The following is a 21,182-nucleotide window of genomic DNA, read 5'->3' as shown; positions in this document are numbered from 1 at the left end:
TGCATCAGCCCGGCAGCTTGAAGTTCGCGACGGACAGGCGCAGGTCGTTCGCGAGCTGGGCCAGGTTGCCGATCGACTCGGCCGTCTGGCTGGCACCCAGCGACGTCTGCGAGGTGATCTCCTGGATGACGTTCATCGTCGCCGACGTGTCGGTCGCCGCGGCGGACTGCTGGCGTGCCGCGGCCGAGATGTTTTGAATCAGCGCCGAGAGGTCGTTCGAAACGCGCTCGATGTCCCCGAGCGCCGTACCGGCGTCCTCCGCCAGGCGGGCACCGGCCACCACTTCCGCGGTGGTCTGTTCCATCGAACTGACCGCTTCGTTGGTATCGGACTGAATGGTCTGCACCAGCGTTTCGATACGCTTCGTCGCGCTCGCCGAGCGTTCGGCGAGCCGCTGGACTTCGTCCGCCACCACCGCGAAGCCACGGCCCGCCTCACCCGCCGACGCCGCCTGGATGGCCGCGTTCAAGGCGAGGATGTTGGTCTGCTCGGCGATGTCGTTGATGAGTTCCACGATCGAGCCGATCTCTTGCGACGACTCGCCGAGGCGTTTGATTCGTTTCGAGGTTTCCTGGATCTGGTCGCGGATCGAGTCCATGCCCTGGATCGTCTCGCGCACCACTTCCGCGCCGCGCGAGGCGATCTGCACCGAGCGCTGCGCCACGTCCGCCGATTCCGCGGAATCTTTCGACACCGTGTCCATGGAGGTCGCGATCTGGTTGATGGCCGATGTCGCCGAGGTGATCTGCTGCGCCTGCTGCTCCGCCGCGTCGGCGAGGTGCATGGCGGTGGCCTGGGTTTCCTGGGCCGCCGCGGAGACGCGCACCGCGGTCTCGTTGATCGTGGTCACGAGGTTGCGCATCTCGTCCACGGCGGAGTTCATGGCGTCCGCGATGGCGCCCGTGATGTCCTCGGTCACCGTGGCCTTGATGGTCAGGTCGCCTTCGGCCAGCGTGCCCATCTCGTCCAGCAACCGCATGATCGCGGTCTGGTTACGCTGGTTCAGTTCGGACGTGGTCTCGAAGCGGCGGCGCTGGTCGCGCACGAGGTTGTAGACCAGCAGCAGCGCGAAGAGCACCGCGCCGATGGCGCCTAGCAGGCCCCACCACACGTTCGGGAACAGGCGGGTCAGCGGCAGCTTGGCGATCTGGTCGGCGGACTCGTTCGCGCGGAGCAGCACGGTCTGCGAATCCAGGGAAGCCTGGTTGCCCGCGCGCTTCACGTCCTGCAGGTTCGGCGACGCCGTGACCAGCTGGTTCACCGGGTCGACCAGGTCGTTCCAGGAGGTCTGCATGCCCTCGAGGATCTTGCGCGCATTCGCGTCGCTGATGGCACGGACGCCGCCGTCCGGATTGCCGTCGACGAGGCCCTTCAGCACCGCGCCGTACAGCTGGGCGTCGCGGGACAGGCCATCGGCCGCCGATTGCGCACCGTCGCCACCCTGCAGGATCTCCTGCACGCGGCGGATCATGCGGTCGGCCATGAGCATCCAGCGGGCGATGGTGAAGGTCTGCTCCACCGACGCGTTCTTCTGCTGGACGATGTTCAGTACCTCGTCGGTGCGCGCGTTCAGCAGCGGCATTTGCTTGGCGAAGAGGTCGGCGCGCTCACCCGAGGACAGCACGAGGTCCTTGTTCGAGAGGATCTTGCCGATGTCCGCGTCGAGCTGGTGCCACGCGTTGGACAAGGCACCGATGGCGCGACCCGCCTGGGTCTTGTTGCCATCGGCATACGCCGGCATGCGCGTCTTGTCGTCGCCCTTCACCAGGCGCTGCACGGCCGAATCGATCGTGTTCCTCGTGGCGGCGAGCTCGCGGAAGGAGTCGCGATTGCCGTCCGACGCCTCGAGCGCGTACTTCGCGGTCTGCTGCGAAAGCACCTGCACCTGGGTCGTCAGCGCGATGGCCTCGCGATCCTCGCCGTTCTTGTTGTTCAGCCACCAGAAGTCGACCGACGCCAAACCGATCGCCAGGAGCAGGAACACGATGACGATCGTGTAGCCACGTTCCCGGCCTGCGCCGCCTGCTGTCGTGCTCATATCCACCTCACCCAAACCTGGCAAAGCTAGCCGCCGGGGCCTCGATGGCCACCGGCATGACGAAGCGATCCGAGGACCGCCCCTCCGTTCCCATCGCGGAGCCGGCCAAGCCGCCTCCGCCCATCCTGTAAAGGGGCGGCCACCCGGCCGTCCCCTCCCCCTATGGAGGCGCTTAGAGCGCCGCCTGCCGGAAATCCGGCGCACGAACCAGACGGCTCATGCTGAAAAGCCCGAACGCCTGCTCACCGAGCTGGACGTTCTCCGCGACGAAGCGCGCCAGCCGCGGATCGTGTTCTTCCTCGCCCGTGCCGCGTTGCGCCTCGTCCATCGTACGCTGGCCGAACACCTCGTCCACCAGCAGTCCCACCGTGCCACCGTGCTGGCGGACCAGCAGCAGGCGAGCGCGTTCCGACGCGGGCGTGCGCTCGTCGAACAGGAACCGGCCCAGGTCGATCGCCGGCACGAGATTGCCGCGCACGTTCGCCACGCCCATCAACCAGGGCTGGGTGCCCGGCACGTTGGTCAGCGGCGGGACGGCCAGCAATTCATTGATCTCTTCGATGCCGCTGACGAAGGCGCGGCGCCCCACGCGAAAGCCGATGCCGCGCCACAGGCCCAGCGACTCCACCTGCTCGGGAGCGTCGGCGGAATGCGCGAGGCATGCCCGCTCGTAGTGCGCAAGCAGTTCGAAAGGCGTGAGTGACGCGTTCTCGCTCATGGCGTTCTCAATGCGTGGTGTTCGGCAGGAGGCTCGCGATGGTCGAGAGCAGCTCCTTCTCGTTGACCGGCTTGGTGATGAAGGCCTTCGCGCCCTGGCGCAGACCCCACACACGGTCGGTCTCCATGGACTTGGTGGTGATCATCACCACCGGCACGTCCGCCGTGTTCGGGTCGCGGCTCAGCGTGCGCGTGGCCTGGAAGCCGTTCATCCCCGGCATGATCACGTCCATGATCACGAGGTCGGGCTTGTTCGCGCGGATGCGGTCGAGGCCAGCCTCGGCATTGTCGACGCTGGAAACGGAAAAACCCGCCTTCTCGAGCAGCGTGGTGAACACGCGGACGTCGGTGGGCGAGTCGTCGATGATCAGGATATTTGCCACACGTCCCCCTGGACGTCGTATTGCGTGGGTGTCGGTCAGCTCGCCTTCGCGTACCGGTGGATCGCGCCGAGCAGTTCGTCGCGCGTAAAAGGCTTGGTGAGGTATTGCTCAGCGCCGACGATGCGGCCGCGCGCCTTGTCGAACAGGCCGTCCTTGGACGACAGCATGATCACCGGCGTGCCCCGGAACTGGGCGTTGTTCTTGATCAGCGCGCAGGTCTGGTAGCCGTCCAGCCGCGGCATCATGATGTCGACGAAGATGATGTTCGGCTTCTGGTCGGAGATCTTGGCGAGCGCCTCGAACCCGTCGACGGCGGTAAGTACGTCGCAGCCTTCCTTCTTCAGCAGGGTCTCTGCCGTGCGTCGGATGGTTTTCGAATCGTCGATGACCATGACCCGCAAACCGCTCAGGTCGTTACCCCGTCCGTTTTCGTTCACTGCGCCCCCGTCCCACGAAAAAAACCGCAAATACCGTCGCAGGATAGCCGGTTTTGGCCGACTATTCCGTGCGCCAGGTCGATGTCCGGAACCGAGGTCCCGATGGCCCGCTCTTCGGCGGTCCTCCCGATGGCTGTTTAATGGTTGGCCGGGCAGCCGTCAAGATGAATTGTTCTTAAAGAAAAGGCTTCCTCTGCCGAACCCGCCCCCATTCGGGGCCGTGTTGACTAGACTTGGCACCTTTCCTGCCTGCGGGACGCTCCCATGCCACTCTCCGTCGCCGTCCTGATGGACCCGATCCGCGCCATCAAGATCGCCAAGGACACCACCTTCGCCCTGTTGCTGGAGGCGTCCCGTCGCGGACACGCCCTCCTGTACATGGAGCAGGGAGACCTGGCCTTGCGCGGCGGCGAGGCGTGGGCCCGGTTGCGTCCGCTGACCGTGAAGGAAGACCCGGCCAACTGGTTCACCCTCGGCCCGTCCCAATGGCGCCCGCTTGCCGAGGTCGACATCGTGCTGGCCCGGAAAGACCCGCCGGTGGACGCGCAGTTCATTTACGACACGATGGTGCTGGAGCGCGCCCAGCGCGAAGGCTGCAAGGTGGTGAACGACCCGCGCTCGCTGCGCGACTGCAACGAGAAGCTGTTCGCCCTCGACTTCCCGCAATGCATCGTGCCCACCCTCGTCTCCCGCGATCGCGACGAACTGAAGGCGTTCGTGGCCCAGCACGGCGAGGCCGTGCTCAAACCTCTGGACGGCATGGGCGGCCGTGGGATCTTTCGGGTCAAGGTCGGCGACAGCAACCTCAATTCGATGCTGGAAACGCTGCTCGACGGCGGTCGCCACTTCACCATCGCGCAGAAGTACATCCCGGAGATCACGTCCGGCGACAAGCGCATCCTGCTCATCGACGGCGAACCGGTGCCTTATGCCCTGGCGCGCATACCCCAAGGCGACGAATTCCGCGGCAACCTCGCCGCCGGCGGCCGCGGTGAGGGCATTCCCCTCTCCGACCGCGACCGCTGGATCGCCGCCCAGGTGGCGCCCGAGCTGGTCCGCCGGGGTCTGCGCTTCGTGGGCCTTGACGTCATCGGCGACTACCTGACCGAGATCAACGTCACATCTCCAACGGGACTACGCGAACTGGATACCCGGTTCGGCATTAACATCGCCGGGCTGCTGTTCGACGCGATCGAGGCCCGATGACGACCCGCACCACCGGCGCCGACCTGTTCGGCGCGACCCTGCTGTTCTCGCTGCTGCTGCATGGTGTCGTCATCCTCGGCATCACCTTCGAGGCGGAAAAGCCCCGACCGAGCGTGCCCACGCTCGACGTCACCCTCGTGGACGTCGGCAACCAGGAGCAGCCGGACAAGGCGGATTTCCTTGCCCAGGCGAACAATTCGGGAGGTGGTGACAAGGACAAGGCGGCACGGCCGTCCGAGCCGGTGTCCGGGCTGCTGCCCACGCCGCAGCGGAGCCTCGCCGCGGAACCGAAAGAAGCCCAGGCACCCGCGCCGCGCGAAGCCAGCCCGAGCCAGCTGCTGACCAGTTCGGGCGAAACCGCCTTCGCCGTGAACACGACGCAGGAGCAGACCGAACGGAAGGAACGGCCGCTCCCGGAGTCGAACGAGGAGGTGCAGCGACGGATGGAAATGGCGCGCCTGGCCGCCGAGGTTCGCGAACAGTCGCAGGCGTACGCCAAGCGACCGAAGAAGAAGTTCATTTCCTCGAATACCCGCGAATACGCCTACGCCGCGTACATGAAGGGCTGGGTCGGCCGCGTGGAGCGCGTGGGCAACCTCAACTATCCCGACGAGGCACGGCGGCAGGGCCTGTACGGCGAACTCGTGCTCACGGTGGGCCTCAATCGCGACGGCACGATCAAGAGCATGGACGTCATCAAGAGTTCCGGCCGGAAGGTCCTGGACGAGGCGGCCAAGCGCATCGTCCGCCTCGCCGCGCCCTTCCCGGCCCTTCCCGCCGACAAGAACCGGGTGGACGAGCTGTACATCACGCGAACCTGGCAGTTCCTGCCGGGGAACGTCCTGCGGAATTATTGATCTCGCCATGCCCGGCTTGGTGAGAGCCGACCCTTTCATTTCGTCGGTAGCAGTTGGTCCGCTTCGCTCACGTACGCTTTTTCGGCCTTCCGATCCCACACGCACAGCTCGCGCCCCGGCCGGTTCTTCATATGCTTCTGCGGGTAGCGGCCTGCCAGCACCAGGGCCGTGACCGGCACGCGGTCGTCATAACGGATCGGTCCGCCTACCGGCTTCACGTCCTTCAATCCGCTGGCCGCGACGCAGGCCTTCATCAGCCGTTGGTCGTAGTCCTTCCAGGCGCCGGGCGTCGAGGCCGAGGCGGTCGCCGCGAAGCCCATCGCGATGAGGATGATTCCCTTTGTAAACATGACCTTGGGCATGACGCTCTTTCCTTGTGACCGGGCGCACAACCTACCCTCGCGGCGCTGAACGTTCGCACACGGCTCATGGTCGTAGCGGCTACAATCGGGTCATGACGATCGCCAACACATTCGCGGGCCAATTCCTCATCGCGATGCCCTCACTCGCGGACCCGCCGTTCGCCCGTGGCGTGGCCTTCCTTTGCCAGCATGGCGAGGATGGTGCGGTCGGCCTGCTGATCAACCAGATTTCCGAATACCGCCTCGGCGACGTGCTCGCTCAGATGAAATTGACGTGCGACGACCCGGAGATCGCGGACTATCCGGTACTCATTGGTGGGCCCGTGCAACAGGAGCGCGGCTTCGTGCTCCATCGCGAGCCCGGCAACTGGGACTCCAGCTACCGGGTGAACGAGGACTGGTCCGTCACCACCTCCCGCGACATCCTCGTGGCCATGGCCGCGGGCGAAGGCCCGCGCCGTGCGATGGTCACCCTCGGCTACGCCGGGTGGGATGCCGGCCAGCTCGAACAGGAAGTGATGGACAATGCGTGGCTCACCACGCGCGCGGACGAACGCATCGTGTTCGACACCCCCATCGACGAACGCTGGATCGCCGCCGCGCGCAAGCTCGGTGTGCACGATCCGTCCCAGTTGACCGGCTACGCCGGTCACGCCTAGCCACCACCGGACGATGAGCTGCCTCTTCGGCTTCGACGTCGGGACGAAGATCGTCGGCGTCGCCGTCGGTAATCGCCTGACCGGCACGGCCCGTGCGCTGGCTGCCGTTCCCGTACGCGACGGTGAACCGGACTGGGTCGCCCTGGACACGCTGCGCCGCGAATGGCTCCCGGCGGAACTGGTCGTGGGCCTGCCACTCGACAACGAGGGCAAGGAACAACCCATGACGAAAACCGCCCGCCGCTTCGCCGAGCGCCTCGGCAAGCGCTACGATCTGCCGGTTGCGTTCGCGGACGAGCGCATGAGTTCGCAGGAGGCGGCGCGGCGCTTCGCGGCCGGCCGCGCCGCGGGCACGCGCAAGCGCTCCGATGCGAAGTCGATCGACGCGGAAGCCGCGGCGGTCATCCTCGAGTCGTACCTCGTCCAGGCATGACGAGCGCGCTCCTTCGAAATTCTCCCTGCACCTTGAGGACGTCATGTCACACCGCCTGCGCCACCTGACCACCCTCGAGAACCTGCCCCGCGAAACCATCGAGCGCCTCCTCGACCGCGCGAACAGCATGCGCGAGGCAACCGCACACGGCACCCGGAAGCTCGAGTTGCTCGCGGGACGCACGGTGCTCAACCTCTTTTTCGAGCCGTCGACGCGGACGCGCACGTCATTCGAACTGGCGGCTCGCCGGCTCGGTGCCGACGTGGTCAACTTCGACATCGGCTTTTCCTCCACCAGCAAGGGCGAGGAACTGTTCGACACGCTGCACACGCTCGAGGCGATGCACCTCGACACCATCGTCGTGCGGCACAAGGAGTCGGGCACGCCCGAGTCGCTGGTCCGCCACGCGATGAGCGGCGTCGCGGTCGTCAATGCCGGCGACGGCAACCGGGCCCATCCCACCCAGGGCCTGCTGGACGCACTGACCATCCGCAACCACCATCCGGATTTCCGGAAGCTGCGCATCGCGATCTGCGGCGACGTGCGCCATTCGCGCGTGGCCCGCTCCGACGTGCACGCCTTCACCGCCCTCGGGGCGCGCGACATCCGCATCGCCGGCCCTTCCGCCCTGCTTCCGGCCGAGGGGGAGCTCCAGGGCGTGACCTACCACGAGGACTTCGACGAGGCGATCGAGGGGGCGCACGCGGTTATCATGCTGCGCCTGCAGAAGGAGCGCATGGCCGCCACGGACCTGCCCGACGAGGCCGCCTATTTCGAGCGCTACGGCCTGGACTGCCGGCGCCTCGCCCGCGCGGCAAAGGGCTGCCTGGTGATGCACCCCGGCCCGATCAACCGCGGCATCGAGATCGCCACCGACGTCGCGGACGGGGCGCAATCGCGCATCCTCGAACAGGTCGGTAACGGGGTGTTCGTGCGCATGGCCGTCCTGGCCGAAGTCATGGGGCGGTAATCTCGCAGGAATTTGCGCCAGACCCGTCATGGGCCCGCCTTCGCGCCCGGCGGTTCCGGCATAATGGCGGCACCAAGGGACCAACCGGACAATGGGATACACAATGCGACCGACGAAGCGACTCATCGCGCTCGGCGTCGCCAGCGTTTTGCTGGCGGCCTGTGGCCACAAGGACAAGGATGCCCCACTGGCCTTCGCGCCGGCCGACACGCCGTACGTACTGGCGAACCTCGACAAGCTCGAGGACGACGCGTATGAAGCCCTGCTTGCGCAGGCCAATAGCGAACTGCCGGGCGAAGTCGCCCAGATGAAGTCCCTTGCGGACGATCTGGAAACAAAGGGCAATGCCGAGGGCGCTCGCCTGCTGAAGGCATTCGCCGCCGAATTCGACGGCAAGACGGCCGAGGCCGCGCTGAAGAACATGGGCCTCGACATCAAGACCGGCTCGGCGATCTACGGCATCGGCCTCAGCCCCGTCGCACGTGTCGCCCTGGCCGATCCCGCCGCGTGGGAAGGCTTCGTCGGCCGTCTCGAAACCGCCTATGGCAAGAAGCTGGAGAGCGCCGATGCCGGCGGCCAGGCCTATCGCCACGTCACCCTGTCCGATTCCGGCCTCCAGCTGGTCATCGCCACGGTCGGCAAGCAGGCGGTGGTGTCGCTGCTGCCCGCGGATGCAGCGCAGCCGGCGATCCGTCAGGCGCTTGGCGTCGACCGTCCCGAAAAGAACTTGCAGGAAGACGGCCGCCTCGCCGACCTCGCCAAGGACAAGGGCTATAAGGATTACGCGGTCGGCCAGGTCGACCTCGTCCGCCTGCTGCCGCTCGTCGCCGCCGGCAAGGACCCGCTGTTCTCGACCTTCCTGAAGCACCAGTCGGCCAAGACCGGCGAACCCGTGCCCGTGCCGCCGCCGAGCTGCGTGACCGAGGCCAATCGGATCGCCGCTCGCGTGCCGTCGCTCAGCTTCGGCTACACCCGCCTCGATCTGCACCACCAGGAGCAGCGCGTGGACGTGGCCCTCGCCGACGACATCGCCAAGGCGTTCTCCGGGCTCAAGGTGGAACTGCCCGGTCTCGGCAACGATGCATCGGGCCCGTTCGACGTCAGCCTCGCGCTCCCCGTCGAGCAACTCCGCGCCTTCTTCACGGCCCAGTCGGACGCCGTGGCCGCCAAGCCGTTCGAATGCCCTGCCTTCGTCGGCATGAACGACAGCTTCGCCAAGCTCGGCTCGACCATGCAGCAGGCGGCGATTCCGCCGTTCGGCGACATCCGTGGCGTGCGCATCGTCCTGGATTCGTTCAAGCCGGCCGTCGGCGGGCAGCAGATGCCGACCTTCACCGGTCGCGTGCTGCTGGCCACGCGCAACCCGTCCGGCCTGCTTGCGATGGGCCAGGCGATGCTCGGTGGCGACTTCAAGCTCGCCGGCGACGGCAAGCCGGCGCCCCTGCCGCAGAACATCACCACGATGCTCGGCATGCCCGGCTGGGCGGCCATGAATGGCCAGGCCATCGTGGTCGGCGTCGGCGAGGGCGAGGACGCCAAGCTCGACGAGATGCTGATGGGTGCGATGGGCGATGCCGGCCGTCTCAACCGCCTGCACCTCAGTGGCGACATGTATCGCGCCTGGATTGACGTCATGGCCGACAAGGCACAGGCCTATGCGAAGTCCATGAACGAAGCCGCGGGCGCCGAGGGCGCACCGGACGACCAGGCGGCACAGGCCGCCAGCGCGGAGCGTTCGAAGAAGCAGTTCGAAGCCATGAAGGCGCAGGCCGCGCGCGTCGTCCAGATCTCGGGCGAGGTGCACGTGGAAGACAAGGGCCTCGTCGTCTCCGGCGCGGCCGAATACAAGTAACGCTCCGCGTTACCTGGTGGAAAAAGGCGCTCTTCGGAGCGCCTTTTTTCTTTGTGCATCCTGCCGCGGGGCAGGAGCGCGAGGTCTCGTACCGCGCTCCTGCGAACCTGAACGGAACCGCTTTTTCGGCACGAATCGTTCACGGATGCGCTGTTTCCATGGTCCCCGCGAAACGGCAGCCACAGTGCGTGGCGCCATCGCCAGACCCATTCAGTGCGAGATAAAGGAGTTCACCATGAACCACGCCAACCTCCGTAAGGCCCTGTTCGCCGCCGCCCTCGTCGCCGGTCTCGGCGCGGCTCCCTTCGCGCAGGTGTATGCGCAGGACTCCGCCGCGGCCACCTCGAAGGGTGACAACCAGACGGTCGCCGGCAAGGCGGACGACACCTGGATCACGACCAAGGTGAAGTCCGAGTTCGCTACCGCGAAGAACGTGAAGGCCACCGACATTTCGGTGAGCACCAGCGACGGCGTCGTCACCCTGACCGGCTCGGTCGCCACCGCGAAGGAAAAGAGCCACGCCGAGAAGCTTGCCAAGGGCGTCAAGGGCGTTAAGAGCGTCGACGCCAGCGGCCTGACCGTCTCGGCTGCCGCCAAGTAATCGCATCAACACGCGATAGTGAAAGGGAGCCCTCGGGCTCCCTTTTTTTAGGCTTACTCTCGCACCACGGCCTCAGCGGTGCAGCATGCCGCCGAAGGTGTTGCGGTCATTGCTCGAGTCGATTTCCACGCCTTCCAGGCCCTGCGACAGCGTATGCGCGTCGCCACCCTGGGCGAGCTTGATGCGCAGGCGCACTTCGTTGGAGCTGTCCGCGTGGCGGAGCGCGTCCTCGTAGGAGATCTCGCCGGCGTGGTAGAGCTCCACGAGGCTCTGGTCGAACGTGCGCATGCCGAGCTGGTTGGAGTCGCGCATCAGTTCTTTCAGCTTGTGGACATCGCCCTGGCGGATGTAGTCCTGGGCGAGCGGTGTGCCAAGCAGCACCTCCACCGCCACGCGTCGTGCTTTACCGTCCGGCGTGGGGATGAGCTGCTGGGCGACGACGCCCTTGAGGTTCAGGGACAAGTCCATGAACAGCTGCTGGCGGCGGTCTTCCGGGAAGAAATGCAGGATGCGGTCCAGCGCCTGGTTGGCGTTGTTCGCGTGCAGCGTACAGAGGCAGAGATGGCCGGTTTCCGAGAAGTTGATGGCGTGCTCCATCGTCTCCCGCGTACGCACCTCGCCGATCATGATCACATCCGGCGCCTGGCGCAGGGTGTTCTTCAGGGCGTTCTCCCAGCTGTCGGTGTCGATGCCGAGCTCGCGCTGGGTGATGATGCAGCCCTCGTGCTTGTGCACGTATTCGATCGGGTCCTCGATCGTGATGATGTGACCCGTGGAATTCTGGTTGCGGTAGCCGATCATCGAGGCCAGCGAGGTGGACTTACCCGTACCCGTACCGCCGACGAAGATGATGATGCCGCGCTTGGTCATCGCCAGCTGCTTGATGATCGGCGGCAGGCTGAGTTCTTCCGGCGTCGGAATCTTCGACTCGATCCGGCGCAGCACCATGCCCACGCAATTACGCTGGTAGAAGCACGACACGCGGAAGCGGCCGATGCCCGAGGCACTGATCGCGAACTGGCATTCGTGGGTCTTCTCGAACTCCTCGCGCTGGGCGGGCGTCATCACGTTGAGCACCATGTCGCGCGACTGTTGCGCGGACAGCGGGCTCTGCGTGATCGGCACGATGCGCCCCTGCACCTTCATCGAAGGTGCGACGCCGGCGGTGATGAACAGGTCTGAGGCCTGTTTGTGCACCATCAGCTTGAGGAAGGAGGTGAAGTCGAAGTCGCTCATGGCGTTGTATCCCAATGCCGGACCGGGCCGGCGTCCCCTGTGTGGGAATCATATACCCGCGCCGGGCCGGGCACAGGGACCCCGTTCACTGTCCGGAAGTCGGTTCCCACCAAGCCGGCTCCCTTTAGCGGAACCCTTCCTTGTTCTTGGCGTAGGTCGAGGCTTCCTGACGGGTCACGAGGCCACGCTTGACCAGGTCGGCCAGGTTCTGGTCCAGGGTCTGCATGCCGTACTGCTGGCCGGTCTGGATGGACGAGTACATCTGCGCGACCTTGTCCTCGCGGATCAGGTTGCGGATGGCCGGGATGCCCACCATGATCTCGTGCGCCGCCGTACGGCCGCCGCCCACCTTCTTGAGCAGCGACTGCGAAATCACCGCGCGCAACGATTCGGACAGCATCGAGCGGACCATCGGTTTCTCGCCGGCCGGGAACACGTCGATGATGCGGTCGATGGTCTTGGCGGCCGAGGACGTGTGCAGCGTGCCGAACACCAGGTGGCCGGTTTCCGCGGCGGTAAGCGCGAGGCGGATGGTTTCCAGGTCGCGAAGCTCGCCAACGAGGATGTAGTCCGGATCTTCACGCAGCGCGGAGCGCAACGCCTCGTTGAAGCCGTGCGTGTCGCGGTGGACCTCGCGCTGGTTGACCAGGCACTTCTGCGAGGTGTGCACGAATTCGATCGGATCTTCCACCGTGAGGATGTGGCCGTATTCGTTCTTGTTCACGTGGTCGACCATGGCCGCAAGCGTGGTCGACTTGCCCGAACCCGTGGGGCCGGTGACGAGGATCAAACCCTGCGGCTGCTCGATCAGGTCGCGGAAGATCTTCGGCGCGCCGAGGTCTTCCAGCGTGAGCACTTCCGAGGGAATGGTACGGAACACGCCGCCCGCACCACGGTTGTGGTTGAAGGCGTTGACGCGGAAGCGCGCCAGTCCCGGAATCTCGAACGAGAAATCGACTTCGAGGAATTCCTCATAATCGCGCCGCTGCTTGTCCGACATGATGTCGTAGATCAGCGAATGGACCTGCTTGTGCTCCAGTGCCGGAATATTGATGCGCCGGACGTCGCCGTCTACGCGGATCATCGGCGGCAGGCCCGCGGAGAGGTGCAGGTCGGAGGCCTTGTTCTTCACGGAGAAGGCAAGGAGTTCGGCGATGTCCATGGGGGTCCCCTATCTTGGTCGGCATAGGTAACCATGCCCGGGGGTCGGCGGCAAGGCGCCTCTCCATATATGCTTCGACGTTGTGAACGAGGTCGCCAACGGAGCGAAAACCCCATGAACCGGATCGCCTTCATCGGTGGAGGCAACATGGCCACCGCGCTGATCGCCGGGATGATCCGCCACGGTGCGCAGCCGGGCGGGATCGCCGTGGCCGAGCCCCGCGCGGAAGCCCTGCACGAGCTTTCCCGCGAATACGGCGTGGCGACGTACACGGACAACCTCGATGCGGCCGAGGGCGCCGGCATCCTTGTCCTGGCGGTGAAACCGCAGATGCTGGCCGAGGTATGCCGCGACCTGCGACCGGCCGTGCAGAAATACCGGCCCCTGGTCATCTCGATCGCGGCCGGGATCCGCATCCACCAGATCGAGCGCTGGCTCGACGCCGCCCTGCCCGTGGTCCGCTGCATGCCCAACACCCCGGCCATGTTCGGCGCGGGCGCCACGGCGCTGTATGCCAACGCGAGGGTCAGCGCCCCGCAGCGGGCGGAGGCCCAACACGTCCTCGATGCCGCCGGCCTCACCGTCTGGGTACCGGAAGAGGACCAGCTCGACATCGTGACGGCCTTGTCCGGCTCGGGACCCGCCTATTTCTTCCTGATGGTCGAAGCGCTCGAGAATGCCGCGTTCTCGCAAGGCCTGTCGCGAGAGACGGCTCGCGCCCTCGCCGCGCAGACCGCCTTCGGTGCAGGACGCATGCTGGTGGAGAGCGGGGAAACCGCGTCCACGCTGCGCCAGAAGGTCACTTCCCCGCATGGCACGACCCAGGCCGCGTTGGACAGCTTCCGCACCGACCATTTCGCCGAGGTCGTGGCGCGTGCGGTCGATGCGGCGCGCCAACGAGGCATCGAACTTTCCGAAGACATGGAATCGAAGACGTGAATTACCTGACCAATGCCGGCGCACTGATCCTCCAGTTCGCCTTCGGCGCGATCGTCACCCTGTTCGTGCTGCGGCTGCTGGCCGAGGCCCATCGGGCGGATTTCCACAACCCGATCTGCCAGTTCCTCTACCGCTTCACCAACCCGGTGTTGCGGCCGTTGCGCAAGGCCTTGCCGAACGTACGACGGGTGAACACGGCGGCGCTGTTGATCATCCTGGCGCTGGAATGCCTGAAGGTGCTTCTCATCGCCGCCCTCGCCGGCGTGGCGCCCGCACCGCTTGGCATCCTCGTGGCGGGCATCGCCGAGACCCTGGATTTCTTCCTGCTGACCTGGATCGTGCTGGTCTTCGTCTGGTCGCTGATGAGCATGCTCTCGACCGACCGCCACCACCCCGTCGCCCGGCTGGTCTCGAGCCTGGCGGAACCCTTGGTGCGGCCGTTGCGCGGACGACTCACGATCGGCGGACTGGATTTTTCGCCGACCGCGGTGCTGCTGGGCTTGTTCCTGGCGCGCATCCTGGTCGCGCAGCCCCTGGCGGACTGGGGTATGCGGCTGCTGCTGGGGGTCTGATGGGGGACCGTCTCGCCGCTATAGCGGCGAGTACGAACGTGCCAGGCCTTACTTGCCGCCCAAGCGTCGGACGTCCGTCACGTTGGGCAGGGCCCCCAACCGCCCCAGCAATGTCGACAGCTGCTCGTAATCCTTCACCCTCAACGTAAAGCGCATCTCTACCTCGCCGGTACGCACATGCACGCGGCTCGACGAGGCGACGATATGCGGGCCGACGTTGTTGATCGTCGTGGCGACGTCCTTCTGCAAGCCTTTGCGGTCGTAGCCGCGCAGTTCCACGTCGACCTCGTAACTCTGCACGTCGACCCTGCCCCAGCCCACCTCGATCACCCGGTCCGGATCGCGCCGGGCCAGGCGGGCCAGCGCCGCGCAATCGGCGCGATGCACGGACACGCCGCGACCGCGCGTGATGAAGCCGCGCACGGCGTCGCCGGGCAGCGGCTGGCAACAGCGCGCGAGCGTCGTGAGCAGGTTGCCCACGCCCTCGATAGACAGCGCGCCGCGGTCGTGCTGCGCGGCGCGCGACGTGACGGGGCTGCCCGACTGGGTGACTTCCGGCTCCGCCGGTTCCTGTAACGAGCGGGCGACCTGGCCAAGGGAGACTTCGCCCAGGGCGATGGTGACGTACAGCTCGTCCACGTTCTTGAGGCGGAAATGCGCGGCGAGACGGGCGAGGTCCACGTCATCCAGCGCCAGACGGCGCAGCTCTTTCTCCAGCGCGGCCTTTCCCGCGAGGATATTCGCCTCGTGCGTCTCACGGCGGAACCAGGCGCGGACCTTTTCTTTCGCGCGTGACGTGTTGAGGTAGCCATGGTGCGCGGAGAGCCAGTCGCGGCTCGGCTCCGACACCTTCGTCGTGAGGATTTCGACGCGATCGCCACTGCGCGGCTGCGAGGTCAGCGGCACGATGCGCCCATTCACCTTCGCACCGCGGCAGCGGTGACCTACCTCGGTATGGATGTGGTACGCGAAATCGAGCACGGTGGCGCCGCGCGGCATGTCGATGACCTCGCCCTTGGGCGAGAGCACGTATACGCGGTCTTCCATCAATTCCGTTTCGAACCCCGCGACCAACTCGGATTCGTCTTCGCCGCGCGGTTCCAGCAACTTGCGCATCCAGGCGATCTTCGCCTCGAATTCGGCATCCGCGCCGCCACCCTCCTTGTAGCGCCAGTGCGCGGCCACGCCGAGTTCGTTCGCGCGGTGCATCTCGTGGGTGCGGATCTGCACTTCGAGCGTCTTGCCCTCCGGGCCCAGCACGGCCGTATGCAGCGAGCGGTAGCCATTTCCCTTCGGCCGCGCGACGTAGTCGTCGAATTCGCCGGGCACGTGCGGCCACAGGCTGTGCACGAGACCGAGCGCGGCATAGCAGTCGCCCACGCTGTCGACCAGGATGCGCACCGCGCGGATGTCGTACAGGTCGGAGAACTCGAGACCCTTCTTCTTCATCTTTTTCCAGATGGAGAAGATGTGCTTCGGCCGGCCCGCCAGGTCGGCACGAATACCCGCGCCGTGCAGCACCGTGCGGAGTTCCGCGAGGCTGGAGGCGATGAAACGCTCGCGATCCGCGCGGCGCTCGTCGAGCAGGCGTGCGATGCGCCGGTACGTGTCCGGCTCGAGGTAGCGGAAGGCGAGGTCTTCCAGCTCCCACTTCAGCTGCCAGATACCGAGGCGGTTGGCGAGCGGCGCGTGGATGTCCGACGTGAGTTGCGCGAGTTCGCGGCGCTCGTGGTCGGGCAACGCCATGGCGGTGCGCATCGCCGCGAGCTGCCGCGCCAGCAGGACGAAGACCACGCGAAGGTCCCGGATGATCGCGAGCAGGAGCCGTCGCAGCCCCTCCGCGCCGCTTCCGGAACCGCGTTGCGCGTGCAGCGCCCAGACCTTCTCGGCCTCGCCCTGGCCGTCGACGAGTCGGCGCAGCGTCGGTGGCCACGCTTTCGCTGCCTCGTCCACCGCGCCGGGAAGCCCGCGCTGCAAGGTGAACCAGAGGGCCGAGGCGCAGGTCTCGTCGTCGCAGCCCAGGAGCCTCAGCAACTCGATGATCGTTTCGCCTTCCGCGCGGGCGGTCGCGGGCAGCACGTCACATGCCGCGCGCGCGCGCTCGGTCAGCGGCATGGGCTGAAGCTTCGACCCTGTGGCCGCTTCGTCGCTCATCGCTTGTCCTCGGCCTGCGCCGTTTCCAGAGCGCGCGCGAGCCGCTTCGCGGACACTGGCTCGGCTGTCTTCAGTTCCTGGGCGAACAGGGACACGCGCCATTCCTCGAGCAACCAGCGCAGCTCCAGCCATGTCGTGTCGTCCAGCGCGGTCCCGCCAGCGTTGAGCAAGGCACGCCAGTACGGCAGCACCTGCAGCATGCGCGACTGGTCGCGCGCCGGATCCTGGCGCAAGCGTTCGGCGCGAAGCCGCATGGCTCGCAGGTAGCGGGGATAGTGGGCCAGCCGCTCGCGCGGCAGTTCACGCAGGAACCCGGGCTGCAAGAGCGCAGCGAGCTGTTCGCGCAGGTCGTCGTAGCTCGCCTTGGCGAAGCCGATGAGTGGCGGCTCCATCCACGGCTTCAGTTCGGCCTGGGCCTCGATGATCGGCTCGGCGAGTTTCTGCCGCGCCACGGCCGCGCCGAACAGCTCCCGCGCCAGTTCCGCGCGCAGCGCCTCGAAGGCTGCCTGCGTGCGCGTATCCAGCCGGCGCTCCGCGAGCAGATCGGCGAAGCCGCCTTCGACCAGGTCCTCGCGCAAGCCGTCGACGCTACCCAACGGCGCGTACTTCAGCGAAAGCGGGTTGCCGATGGGCAACTGTCGCCGCGCGCGCTTGAAGTCGGGTGCCAGGGCTTGGCGCAGCAGTCGCTCGACGCCGGCGACATGCGCTTCCGCGGCCTCGTCCGCGCGCTCGAAGACGCGCAAGGCCACGGCCTCGCCGAGGTCAACCAGCGCGGGATAGGCCGTGAGTCCGCCTTCGGACCGGACTTCCGGCGGAATCGCCTCGAAGTCCCACGCGACGATGCCTTCCCGCGTCAATTCGACGTCGGTCTTGCGCGAGAACGCCTCGCGCGCCTTGCCTTCCCATTGCGCGCGAATGGCCGCGAGGTCGCGGCCTTCGGCAACGGAGCGACCGTCCTCGTCGTGTACCCGGTACCGCATCAGCAGGTGCGGTGGCAGTTCCGCATCGGCGAAGGCCGCGGCGTCGACGTCCACGCCGGTCGTCCGCTTCAGGAAACCGGCGAGCGCCGCGACGAGTGGCGTGTCGCGCGGCGTCTCGGCCTCGACGAAAGCGCGGGCGAAGTCCGGCGCCGGCACGAAGTTTCGCCGAAGCGCCTTCGGCAACGAGCGGATCAATTCGGCCACCTTGTCCGCCAGCAGTCCACCGACCAGCCAGTCGCCACGTGCTTCCGGCAAGGCATTGAGGAACGCGAGCGGCACCTGGATCGTGACGCCGTCGGCGGGATCGCCCGGTACGAAGCGGTACTCGAGACGGTAGCGGTGCTGGCCGATGTCCAGCGACGCGGGGAAGGCCTTGGGATCGAGCCCGGCACCGCTGTCCATGACGTCGGCCAACGTCCAGCGCAGCGCCGCCTGCTCCCCGGGCGCCGCCTTGCGATACCAGGCGTCGAGCGCGCGGGTGTCGGAAATGCTTTCGGGCAACTTGCCCGTGAAGAACGCCGCCAGGTCTTCGTCGGAACGCAGCAGGCCGGCGCGCCGCTGTTTCGCCTCGATGTCGTGCGCCTGCTCGAGCACGCGCGCGTTCGCGCGGACGAAGTCGGCGCGGCTGTCCAGGTCGGCGCGCACCAGCGCCTCGCGCACGAAGATCTCGTGGGCCAGTCGCGGATCCTGGCGCTGGAAGGTCACCGGACGCCGCTCGACGAGCACCAGCCCGAACAGGGTGACCTGCTCGTAGGCGACGACGGTGCCGCGCTTGCGCGACCAGTGCGCATCGCGCGCGGTCGCACGGACCAGGTGGCTGGCTTGCGACTCGACCCAGGCCGGGTCGACACGCGCACACATCATGGCCCAGATGCGGCCGCCGATATCGAGGATCTGCGCGGCGAAGATCCAGGCGGGCGGCGCCTTCGCCAACGCGGAGCCCGGGAACACCTGGAACCGGCGCTCGCGCGTGCCGCGGTACACGCCTTTTTCGTCCTTGTGGCCGACCTGCGTCGGCAAGCCTGCCAGCAGGCTGAGATGGACGGCTTCGAACAGGGCCTCGCCCCCGGGACCGGAAGCCTCGGGGGATGTGTGGGAAGGAGCGGGTTGGACCTCCGGGGCCGATGACGACCAACCAATGTCGCGCGCGACGAGCACCAGCTGCCGGTGCAGCTCGCGCCATTCGCGCATGCGCATGAAGCTGAGGAAATGGCGTGAGCACCAGTCGCGGAGTTTAGACGAGGTGAGCTCCTCGGCGGCCGAGTGGTAGGCGCGCCACAGGTTCAGCACGCCGACGAAATCGGACTTCGGATCCGCGAACTGCGCGTGCGCGGCGTCGGCCTGCCCGCGCGCGTCGGCGGGACGTTCGCGCGGGTCCTGGATGCTGAGGAACGCCACGATGGTCGTGAGTTCCGCGAGGCTGCCCAGGCGGCGCGCCTCCACCAGCATGCGCGCCAGCTGCACGTCGATCGGCAGGCGGGCGACCGTGCGGCCGACTTCCGTGAGCCGGCGGTCGTCGTCGATCGCCCCGATTTCCGCGAGACGGCGATAGCCGTCGGCGACCACGCGCGGGTCCGGAGCCTCCAGGAACGGGAAGTCCTCCACCTCACCGAGGTCCAGCGCGAGCATGCGCAGGATCACGTTGGCCAGCGACGAACGGAGCAGTTCCGGGTCCGTGTACTCAGGGCGCAGCGCGAAGTCCGCTTCCTCGTAAAGGCGATAGCAGATGCCTGGACCGACGCGTCCGCAGCGGCCCTTGCGCTGGTTGGCGGCGGCCTGGGAGACCGGCTCGATATGCAGGCGTTCGATCTGGCTGCGCTGGCTGTAGCGCTTCACGCGCGCCGTGCCGGAATCGATCACATAGCGGATGCGCGGGACCGTCAGCGACGTTTCCGCGACATTCGTCGCCAGCACGATGCGCCGCTTCGGCCCAGGCCGGAACACACGGTCCTGCTCGTTCGTCGAGAGCCGCGCATACAGTGCGAGGACCTCGGTCTCGCGGTACTGCCGGCGCGACAGCAACAGGTGCGTGTCGCGGATTTCGCGCTCGCCCGGGAGGAAAACGAGCACGTCGCCACGCGGATCCTCTCGCGTGACCTCGTCCAGGGCGTCCGCCACCTGTTGCGCGACATTGCCTTCGACGCGCTCGCCCGGCGGGCGGTAACGGACCTCCACCGGGTAGGTGCGTCCTTCCACGGTGACCACGGGCGCGCCTTCGAAGTGCTCGGCGAAGCGCTCGGTGTCGATGGTGGCGGAGGTGACGACGATCTTCAGTTCAGGGCGACGCGCGGCCAGGCGCTTCAGGTACCCGAGCAGGAAGTCGATGTTGAGGCTGCGCTCGTGCGCCTCGTCGATGATGATCGTGTCATACGCCGAGAGCCAGGGGTCCGACTGCGTCTCCGCGAGCAGGATGCCGTCGGTCATGAACTTGACGAGCGCCTGGTCGGATACCTTTTCGGTGAAGCGGACCTGGAAGCCCACCTTCTCGCCGATCGGCGTGCCGAGTTCCTCGGCGACGCGGGTCGCCACCGAGCGCGCGGCCAAGCGCCGCGGCTGGGTACAGCCGATCATGCCTGCCTCCCCGCGCCCGGCGGCGAGGCAGAGCTTCGGCAGCTGGGTCGTCTTGCCGGAGCCTGTTTCGCCCGCGATGACCACGACCTGGTGCTCCCGGATGAGCTTCACGATGTCATCGGCCCGCGCCGCGATGGGCAGCGCGGCATCGACCGCGATGACGGGCTTCGCGGCGACGCGTGCGGCGCGCCGGGCGGCGGATGCCGCGATATCGGCGGCGAGCACCTGCAGCTTCGCGGCATCGGGCTTGCGCGAGAGCGCGCGCCAGCGACCGAGCAGGCGACCGAAGTCGCGGCTGGCGACCTGCGCCAAAGCGTCGCGCAGCTCGCGCAGGCGCGGTTCGGGGGAGGAGGAACGCGAAGGGCTTGTGGAGGTGCTCATGGGGACCCCAATAATAGCGTGTGCCTATCGACGGCATCGGAACGTTTCATTTCACGTCCACCCCACGGATCGTTAGGATTCCATTCCTGCGAACGAAAAATCAGGAGACATGCTCGTGGCCATTGACATCGGTATCGCCAAGAAGGATCGGGAAGCCGTCGCGAAACAGCTCGCCCGCCTCCTCGCGGACACCTATTCCCTTTACCTGAAGACCCACAATTTCCACTGGAACGTCACCGGCCCGCAGTTCAACAGCCTGCACGCCATGTTCGAGACCCAGTACAACGCCCTCTGGCTGGCCGCCGACGAGGTCGCCGAGCGCATCCGCATCCTCGACGTGTTCGCCCCGGGCTCGTATAGCCAGTTCGCCAAGCTGACCTCGATCAAGGAAGAGCCGGGCGTGCCGGAGTGGAAGGAGATGGTCGCCCAGCTCGTGGAAGGCCATGAGATAGCCGCGGCGACCGCCCGCGACACCATCAAGGCCGCCGACTCAGCAGGCGACGAAGGCACGGCCGACATGGTCACCGGACGTTTGAAGGACCATGAGAAGACCGCCTGGATGCTGCGTTCGCTGCTGCGGTAAGACGAAGCCCCGGTGTCGGGGGGTCCAATATCGATGCCCGACACCCTGCTCAGCCTCCCCCTACGCTGAGTTCAGCCTGACCGGTCGGG

Annotated in this window: 19 protein-coding genes; 10 read left to right on the top strand and 9 right to left on the bottom strand. The window is 66.8% G+C overall.

Features of this window, described 5'->3' with window-relative positions; all coding sequences use genetic code 11:
- Positions 1-4 precede the first annotated feature (4 nt).
- From ACQKIE_RS11470 to pilG, 4 genes are all read right to left on the bottom strand, one after another.
- Positions 5-2,038, bottom strand: coding sequence for a methyl-accepting chemotaxis protein (locus tag ACQKIE_RS11470; protein WP_427459112.1), 2,034 nt, complete (start codon positions 2,036-2,038; stop codon positions 5-7).
- A 172-nt stretch (positions 2,039-2,210) separates the two neighbouring features.
- Positions 2,211-2,756 carry a chemotaxis protein CheW gene (locus ACQKIE_RS11465; protein ID WP_427459111.1) on the bottom strand — a complete coding sequence of 182 codons (546 nt, stop codon included), beginning with the start codon at positions 2,754-2,756 and terminating at the stop codon, positions 2,211-2,213.
- 7 nt (positions 2,757-2,763) lie between these two features.
- Positions 2,764-3,138 carry a response regulator gene (locus ACQKIE_RS11460; RefSeq protein ID WP_167025388.1) on the bottom strand — a complete coding sequence of 125 codons (375 nt, stop codon included), beginning with the start codon at positions 3,136-3,138 and terminating at the stop codon, positions 2,764-2,766.
- Between the two features lie 35 nt (positions 3,139-3,173).
- Complete coding sequence (gene pilG / locus ACQKIE_RS11455) at positions 3,174-3,530, bottom strand: twitching motility response regulator PilG (RefSeq protein WP_166700483.1); 357 nt, start codon at positions 3,528-3,530, stop codon at positions 3,174-3,176.
- Between the two features lie 309 nt (positions 3,531-3,839).
- On the opposite strand from pilG, the gene gshB reads away from it, so the two are divergent.
- Both gshB and ACQKIE_RS11445 read left to right on the top strand, forming a co-directional pair.
- A complete protein-coding gene (gshB, locus tag ACQKIE_RS11450) occupies positions 3,840-4,781 on the top strand; it encodes a glutathione synthase (RefSeq protein ID WP_427459108.1) in 942 nt (313 codons plus the stop codon).
- Complete coding sequence (locus ACQKIE_RS11445) at positions 4,778-5,638, top strand: energy transducer TonB (protein ID WP_427459106.1); 861 nt, start codon at positions 4,778-4,780, stop codon at positions 5,636-5,638. Before gshB ends, ACQKIE_RS11445 begins: the two co-directional genes overlap by 4 nt.
- A 35-nt stretch (positions 5,639-5,673) precedes the next feature.
- On the opposite strand, the gene ACQKIE_RS11440 is transcribed toward ACQKIE_RS11445, so the two are convergent.
- A complete protein-coding gene (locus ACQKIE_RS11440) occupies positions 5,674-6,000 on the bottom strand; it encodes a hypothetical protein (RefSeq protein ID WP_427459104.1) in 327 nt (108 codons plus the stop codon).
- Between the two features lie 92 nt (positions 6,001-6,092).
- Between ACQKIE_RS11440 and ACQKIE_RS11435 the strand changes: the two genes are divergently transcribed.
- The 5 genes from ACQKIE_RS11435 (at position 6,093) to ACQKIE_RS11415 (ending at position 10,515) form a co-directional block, all read left to right on the top strand.
- Entirely contained in the window at positions 6,093-6,659 is a 567-nt protein-coding gene (locus ACQKIE_RS11435) for a YqgE/AlgH family protein (RefSeq protein ID WP_427459102.1), read from the top strand.
- A gap of 13 nt (positions 6,660-6,672) precedes the next feature.
- Positions 6,673-7,092 (top strand): Holliday junction resolvase RuvX, encoded by a 420-nt coding sequence (ruvX, locus tag ACQKIE_RS11430; RefSeq protein WP_427459100.1) that lies wholly within the window; start codon positions 6,673-6,675, stop codon positions 7,090-7,092.
- 43 nt (positions 7,093-7,135) lie between these two features.
- Complete coding sequence (locus ACQKIE_RS11425) at positions 7,136-8,062, top strand: aspartate carbamoyltransferase catalytic subunit (protein ID WP_427459098.1); 927 nt, start codon at positions 7,136-7,138, stop codon at positions 8,060-8,062.
- A 103-nt stretch (positions 8,063-8,165) separates the two neighbouring features.
- Positions 8,166-9,914 (top strand): hypothetical protein, encoded by a 1,749-nt coding sequence (locus tag ACQKIE_RS11420; RefSeq protein WP_427459094.1) that lies wholly within the window; start codon positions 8,166-8,168, stop codon positions 9,912-9,914.
- A 235-nt stretch (positions 9,915-10,149) separates the two neighbouring features.
- Positions 10,150-10,515 (top strand): BON domain-containing protein, encoded by a 366-nt coding sequence (locus ACQKIE_RS11415; RefSeq protein ID WP_427459092.1) that lies wholly within the window; start codon positions 10,150-10,152, stop codon positions 10,513-10,515.
- A gap of 72 nt (positions 10,516-10,587) precedes the next feature.
- Here ACQKIE_RS11415 and ACQKIE_RS11410 read toward each other — a convergent pair whose 3' ends face one another.
- Together ACQKIE_RS11410 and ACQKIE_RS11405 are read right to left on the bottom strand one after the other, a co-directional pair.
- Positions 10,588-11,751 (bottom strand): PilT/PilU family type 4a pilus ATPase, encoded by a 1,164-nt coding sequence (locus tag ACQKIE_RS11410; RefSeq protein ID WP_427459090.1) that lies wholly within the window; start codon positions 11,749-11,751, stop codon positions 10,588-10,590.
- A gap of 124 nt (positions 11,752-11,875) precedes the next feature.
- A complete protein-coding gene (locus tag ACQKIE_RS11405; protein ID WP_427459088.1) occupies positions 11,876-12,913 on the bottom strand; it encodes a type IV pilus twitching motility protein PilT in 1,038 nt (345 codons plus the stop codon).
- A gap of 114 nt (positions 12,914-13,027) precedes the next feature.
- On the opposite strand from ACQKIE_RS11405, the gene proC reads away from it, so the two are divergent.
- Both proC and ACQKIE_RS11395 read left to right on the top strand, forming a co-directional pair.
- Entirely contained in the window at positions 13,028-13,852 is an 825-nt protein-coding gene (gene proC / locus ACQKIE_RS11400) for a pyrroline-5-carboxylate reductase (RefSeq protein WP_427459086.1), read from the top strand.
- Positions 13,849-14,424 (top strand): YggT family protein, encoded by a 576-nt coding sequence (locus tag ACQKIE_RS11395; protein ID WP_427459084.1) that lies wholly within the window; start codon positions 13,849-13,851, stop codon positions 14,422-14,424. Before proC ends, ACQKIE_RS11395 begins: the two co-directional genes overlap by 4 nt.
- Positions 14,425-14,472: 48 nt before the next feature.
- Here ACQKIE_RS11395 and ACQKIE_RS11390 read toward each other — a convergent pair whose 3' ends face one another.
- Positions 14,473-16,578: a RelA/SpoT family protein gene (locus ACQKIE_RS11390; RefSeq protein ID WP_427459082.1), complete on the bottom strand. Its 2,106-nt coding sequence runs from the start codon at positions 16,576-16,578 to the stop codon at positions 14,473-14,475.
- Complete coding sequence (hrpA, locus tag ACQKIE_RS11385; RefSeq protein WP_427459080.1) at positions 16,575-20,510, bottom strand: ATP-dependent RNA helicase HrpA; 3,936 nt, start codon at positions 20,508-20,510, stop codon at positions 16,575-16,577. The genes ACQKIE_RS11390 and hrpA overlap by 4 nt, the downstream gene beginning before the upstream one ends.
- Positions 20,511-20,625: 115 nt before the next feature.
- Here hrpA and ACQKIE_RS11380 point away from each other — a divergent pair, with 115 nt between their 5' ends.
- Positions 20,626-21,093, top strand: coding sequence for a Dps family protein (locus tag ACQKIE_RS11380; protein ID WP_427459078.1), 468 nt, complete (start codon positions 20,626-20,628; stop codon positions 21,091-21,093).
- Positions 21,094-21,182 lie beyond the last annotated feature (89 nt).

Source organism: Luteibacter sp. NPDC031894 (assembly GCF_050273135.1).
Taxonomy (GTDB): Bacteria; Pseudomonadota; Gammaproteobacteria; order Xanthomonadales; family Rhodanobacteraceae; genus Luteibacter.
Note: the sequence above shows the minus strand (reverse complement) of the source record. Positions and strands in the feature narration are given on the sequence as shown.

Excerpts from the sequence above, each read along its gene's own strand:
- ACQKIE_RS11390 (WP_427459082.1), bottom strand. The coding sequence starts at position 16,578 with ATGAGCGACGAAGCGGCCACAGGGTCGAAGCTTCAGCCCATGCCGCTG.
- ACQKIE_RS11410 (WP_427459090.1), bottom strand. The coding sequence starts at position 11,751 with ATGAGCGACTTCGACTTCACCTCCTTCCTCAAGCTGATGGTGCACAAA.
- ACQKIE_RS11465 (WP_427459111.1), bottom strand. The coding sequence starts at position 2,756 with ATGAGCGAGAACGCGTCACTCACGCCTTTCGAACTGCTTGCGCACTAC.
- ACQKIE_RS11440 (WP_427459104.1), bottom strand. The coding sequence starts at position 6,000 with ATGCCCAAGGTCATGTTTACAAAGGGAATCATCCTCATCGCGATGGGC.
- ACQKIE_RS11435 (WP_427459102.1), top strand. The coding sequence starts at position 6,093 with ATGACGATCGCCAACACATTCGCGGGCCAATTCCTCATCGCGATGCCC.
- ACQKIE_RS11420 (WP_427459094.1), top strand. The coding sequence starts at position 8,166 with ATGCGACCGACGAAGCGACTCATCGCGCTCGGCGTCGCCAGCGTTTTG.
- ACQKIE_RS11405 (WP_427459088.1), bottom strand. The coding sequence starts at position 12,913 with ATGGACATCGCCGAACTCCTTGCCTTCTCCGTGAAGAACAAGGCCTCC.
- ACQKIE_RS11425 (WP_427459098.1), top strand. The coding sequence starts at position 7,136 with ATGTCACACCGCCTGCGCCACCTGACCACCCTCGAGAACCTGCCCCGC.
- ACQKIE_RS11470 (WP_427459112.1), bottom strand. The coding sequence starts at position 2,038 with ATGAGCACGACAGCAGGCGGCGCAGGCCGGGAACGTGGCTACACGATC.
- ACQKIE_RS11445 (WP_427459106.1), top strand. The coding sequence starts at position 4,778 with ATGACGACCCGCACCACCGGCGCCGACCTGTTCGGCGCGACCCTGCTG.
- pilG (WP_166700483.1), bottom strand. The coding sequence starts at position 3,530 with ATGGTCATCGACGATTCGAAAACCATCCGACGCACGGCAGAGACCCTG.
- ruvX (WP_427459100.1), top strand. The coding sequence starts at position 6,673 with ATGAGCTGCCTCTTCGGCTTCGACGTCGGGACGAAGATCGTCGGCGTC.
- proC (WP_427459086.1), top strand. The coding sequence starts at position 13,028 with ATGAACCGGATCGCCTTCATCGGTGGAGGCAACATGGCCACCGCGCTG.
- ACQKIE_RS11415 (WP_427459092.1), top strand. The coding sequence starts at position 10,150 with ATGAACCACGCCAACCTCCGTAAGGCCCTGTTCGCCGCCGCCCTCGTC.
- hrpA (WP_427459080.1), bottom strand. The coding sequence starts at position 20,510 with ATGAGCACCTCCACAAGCCCTTCGCGTTCCTCCTCCCCCGAACCGCGC.
- gshB (WP_427459108.1), top strand. The coding sequence starts at position 3,840 with ATGCCACTCTCCGTCGCCGTCCTGATGGACCCGATCCGCGCCATCAAG.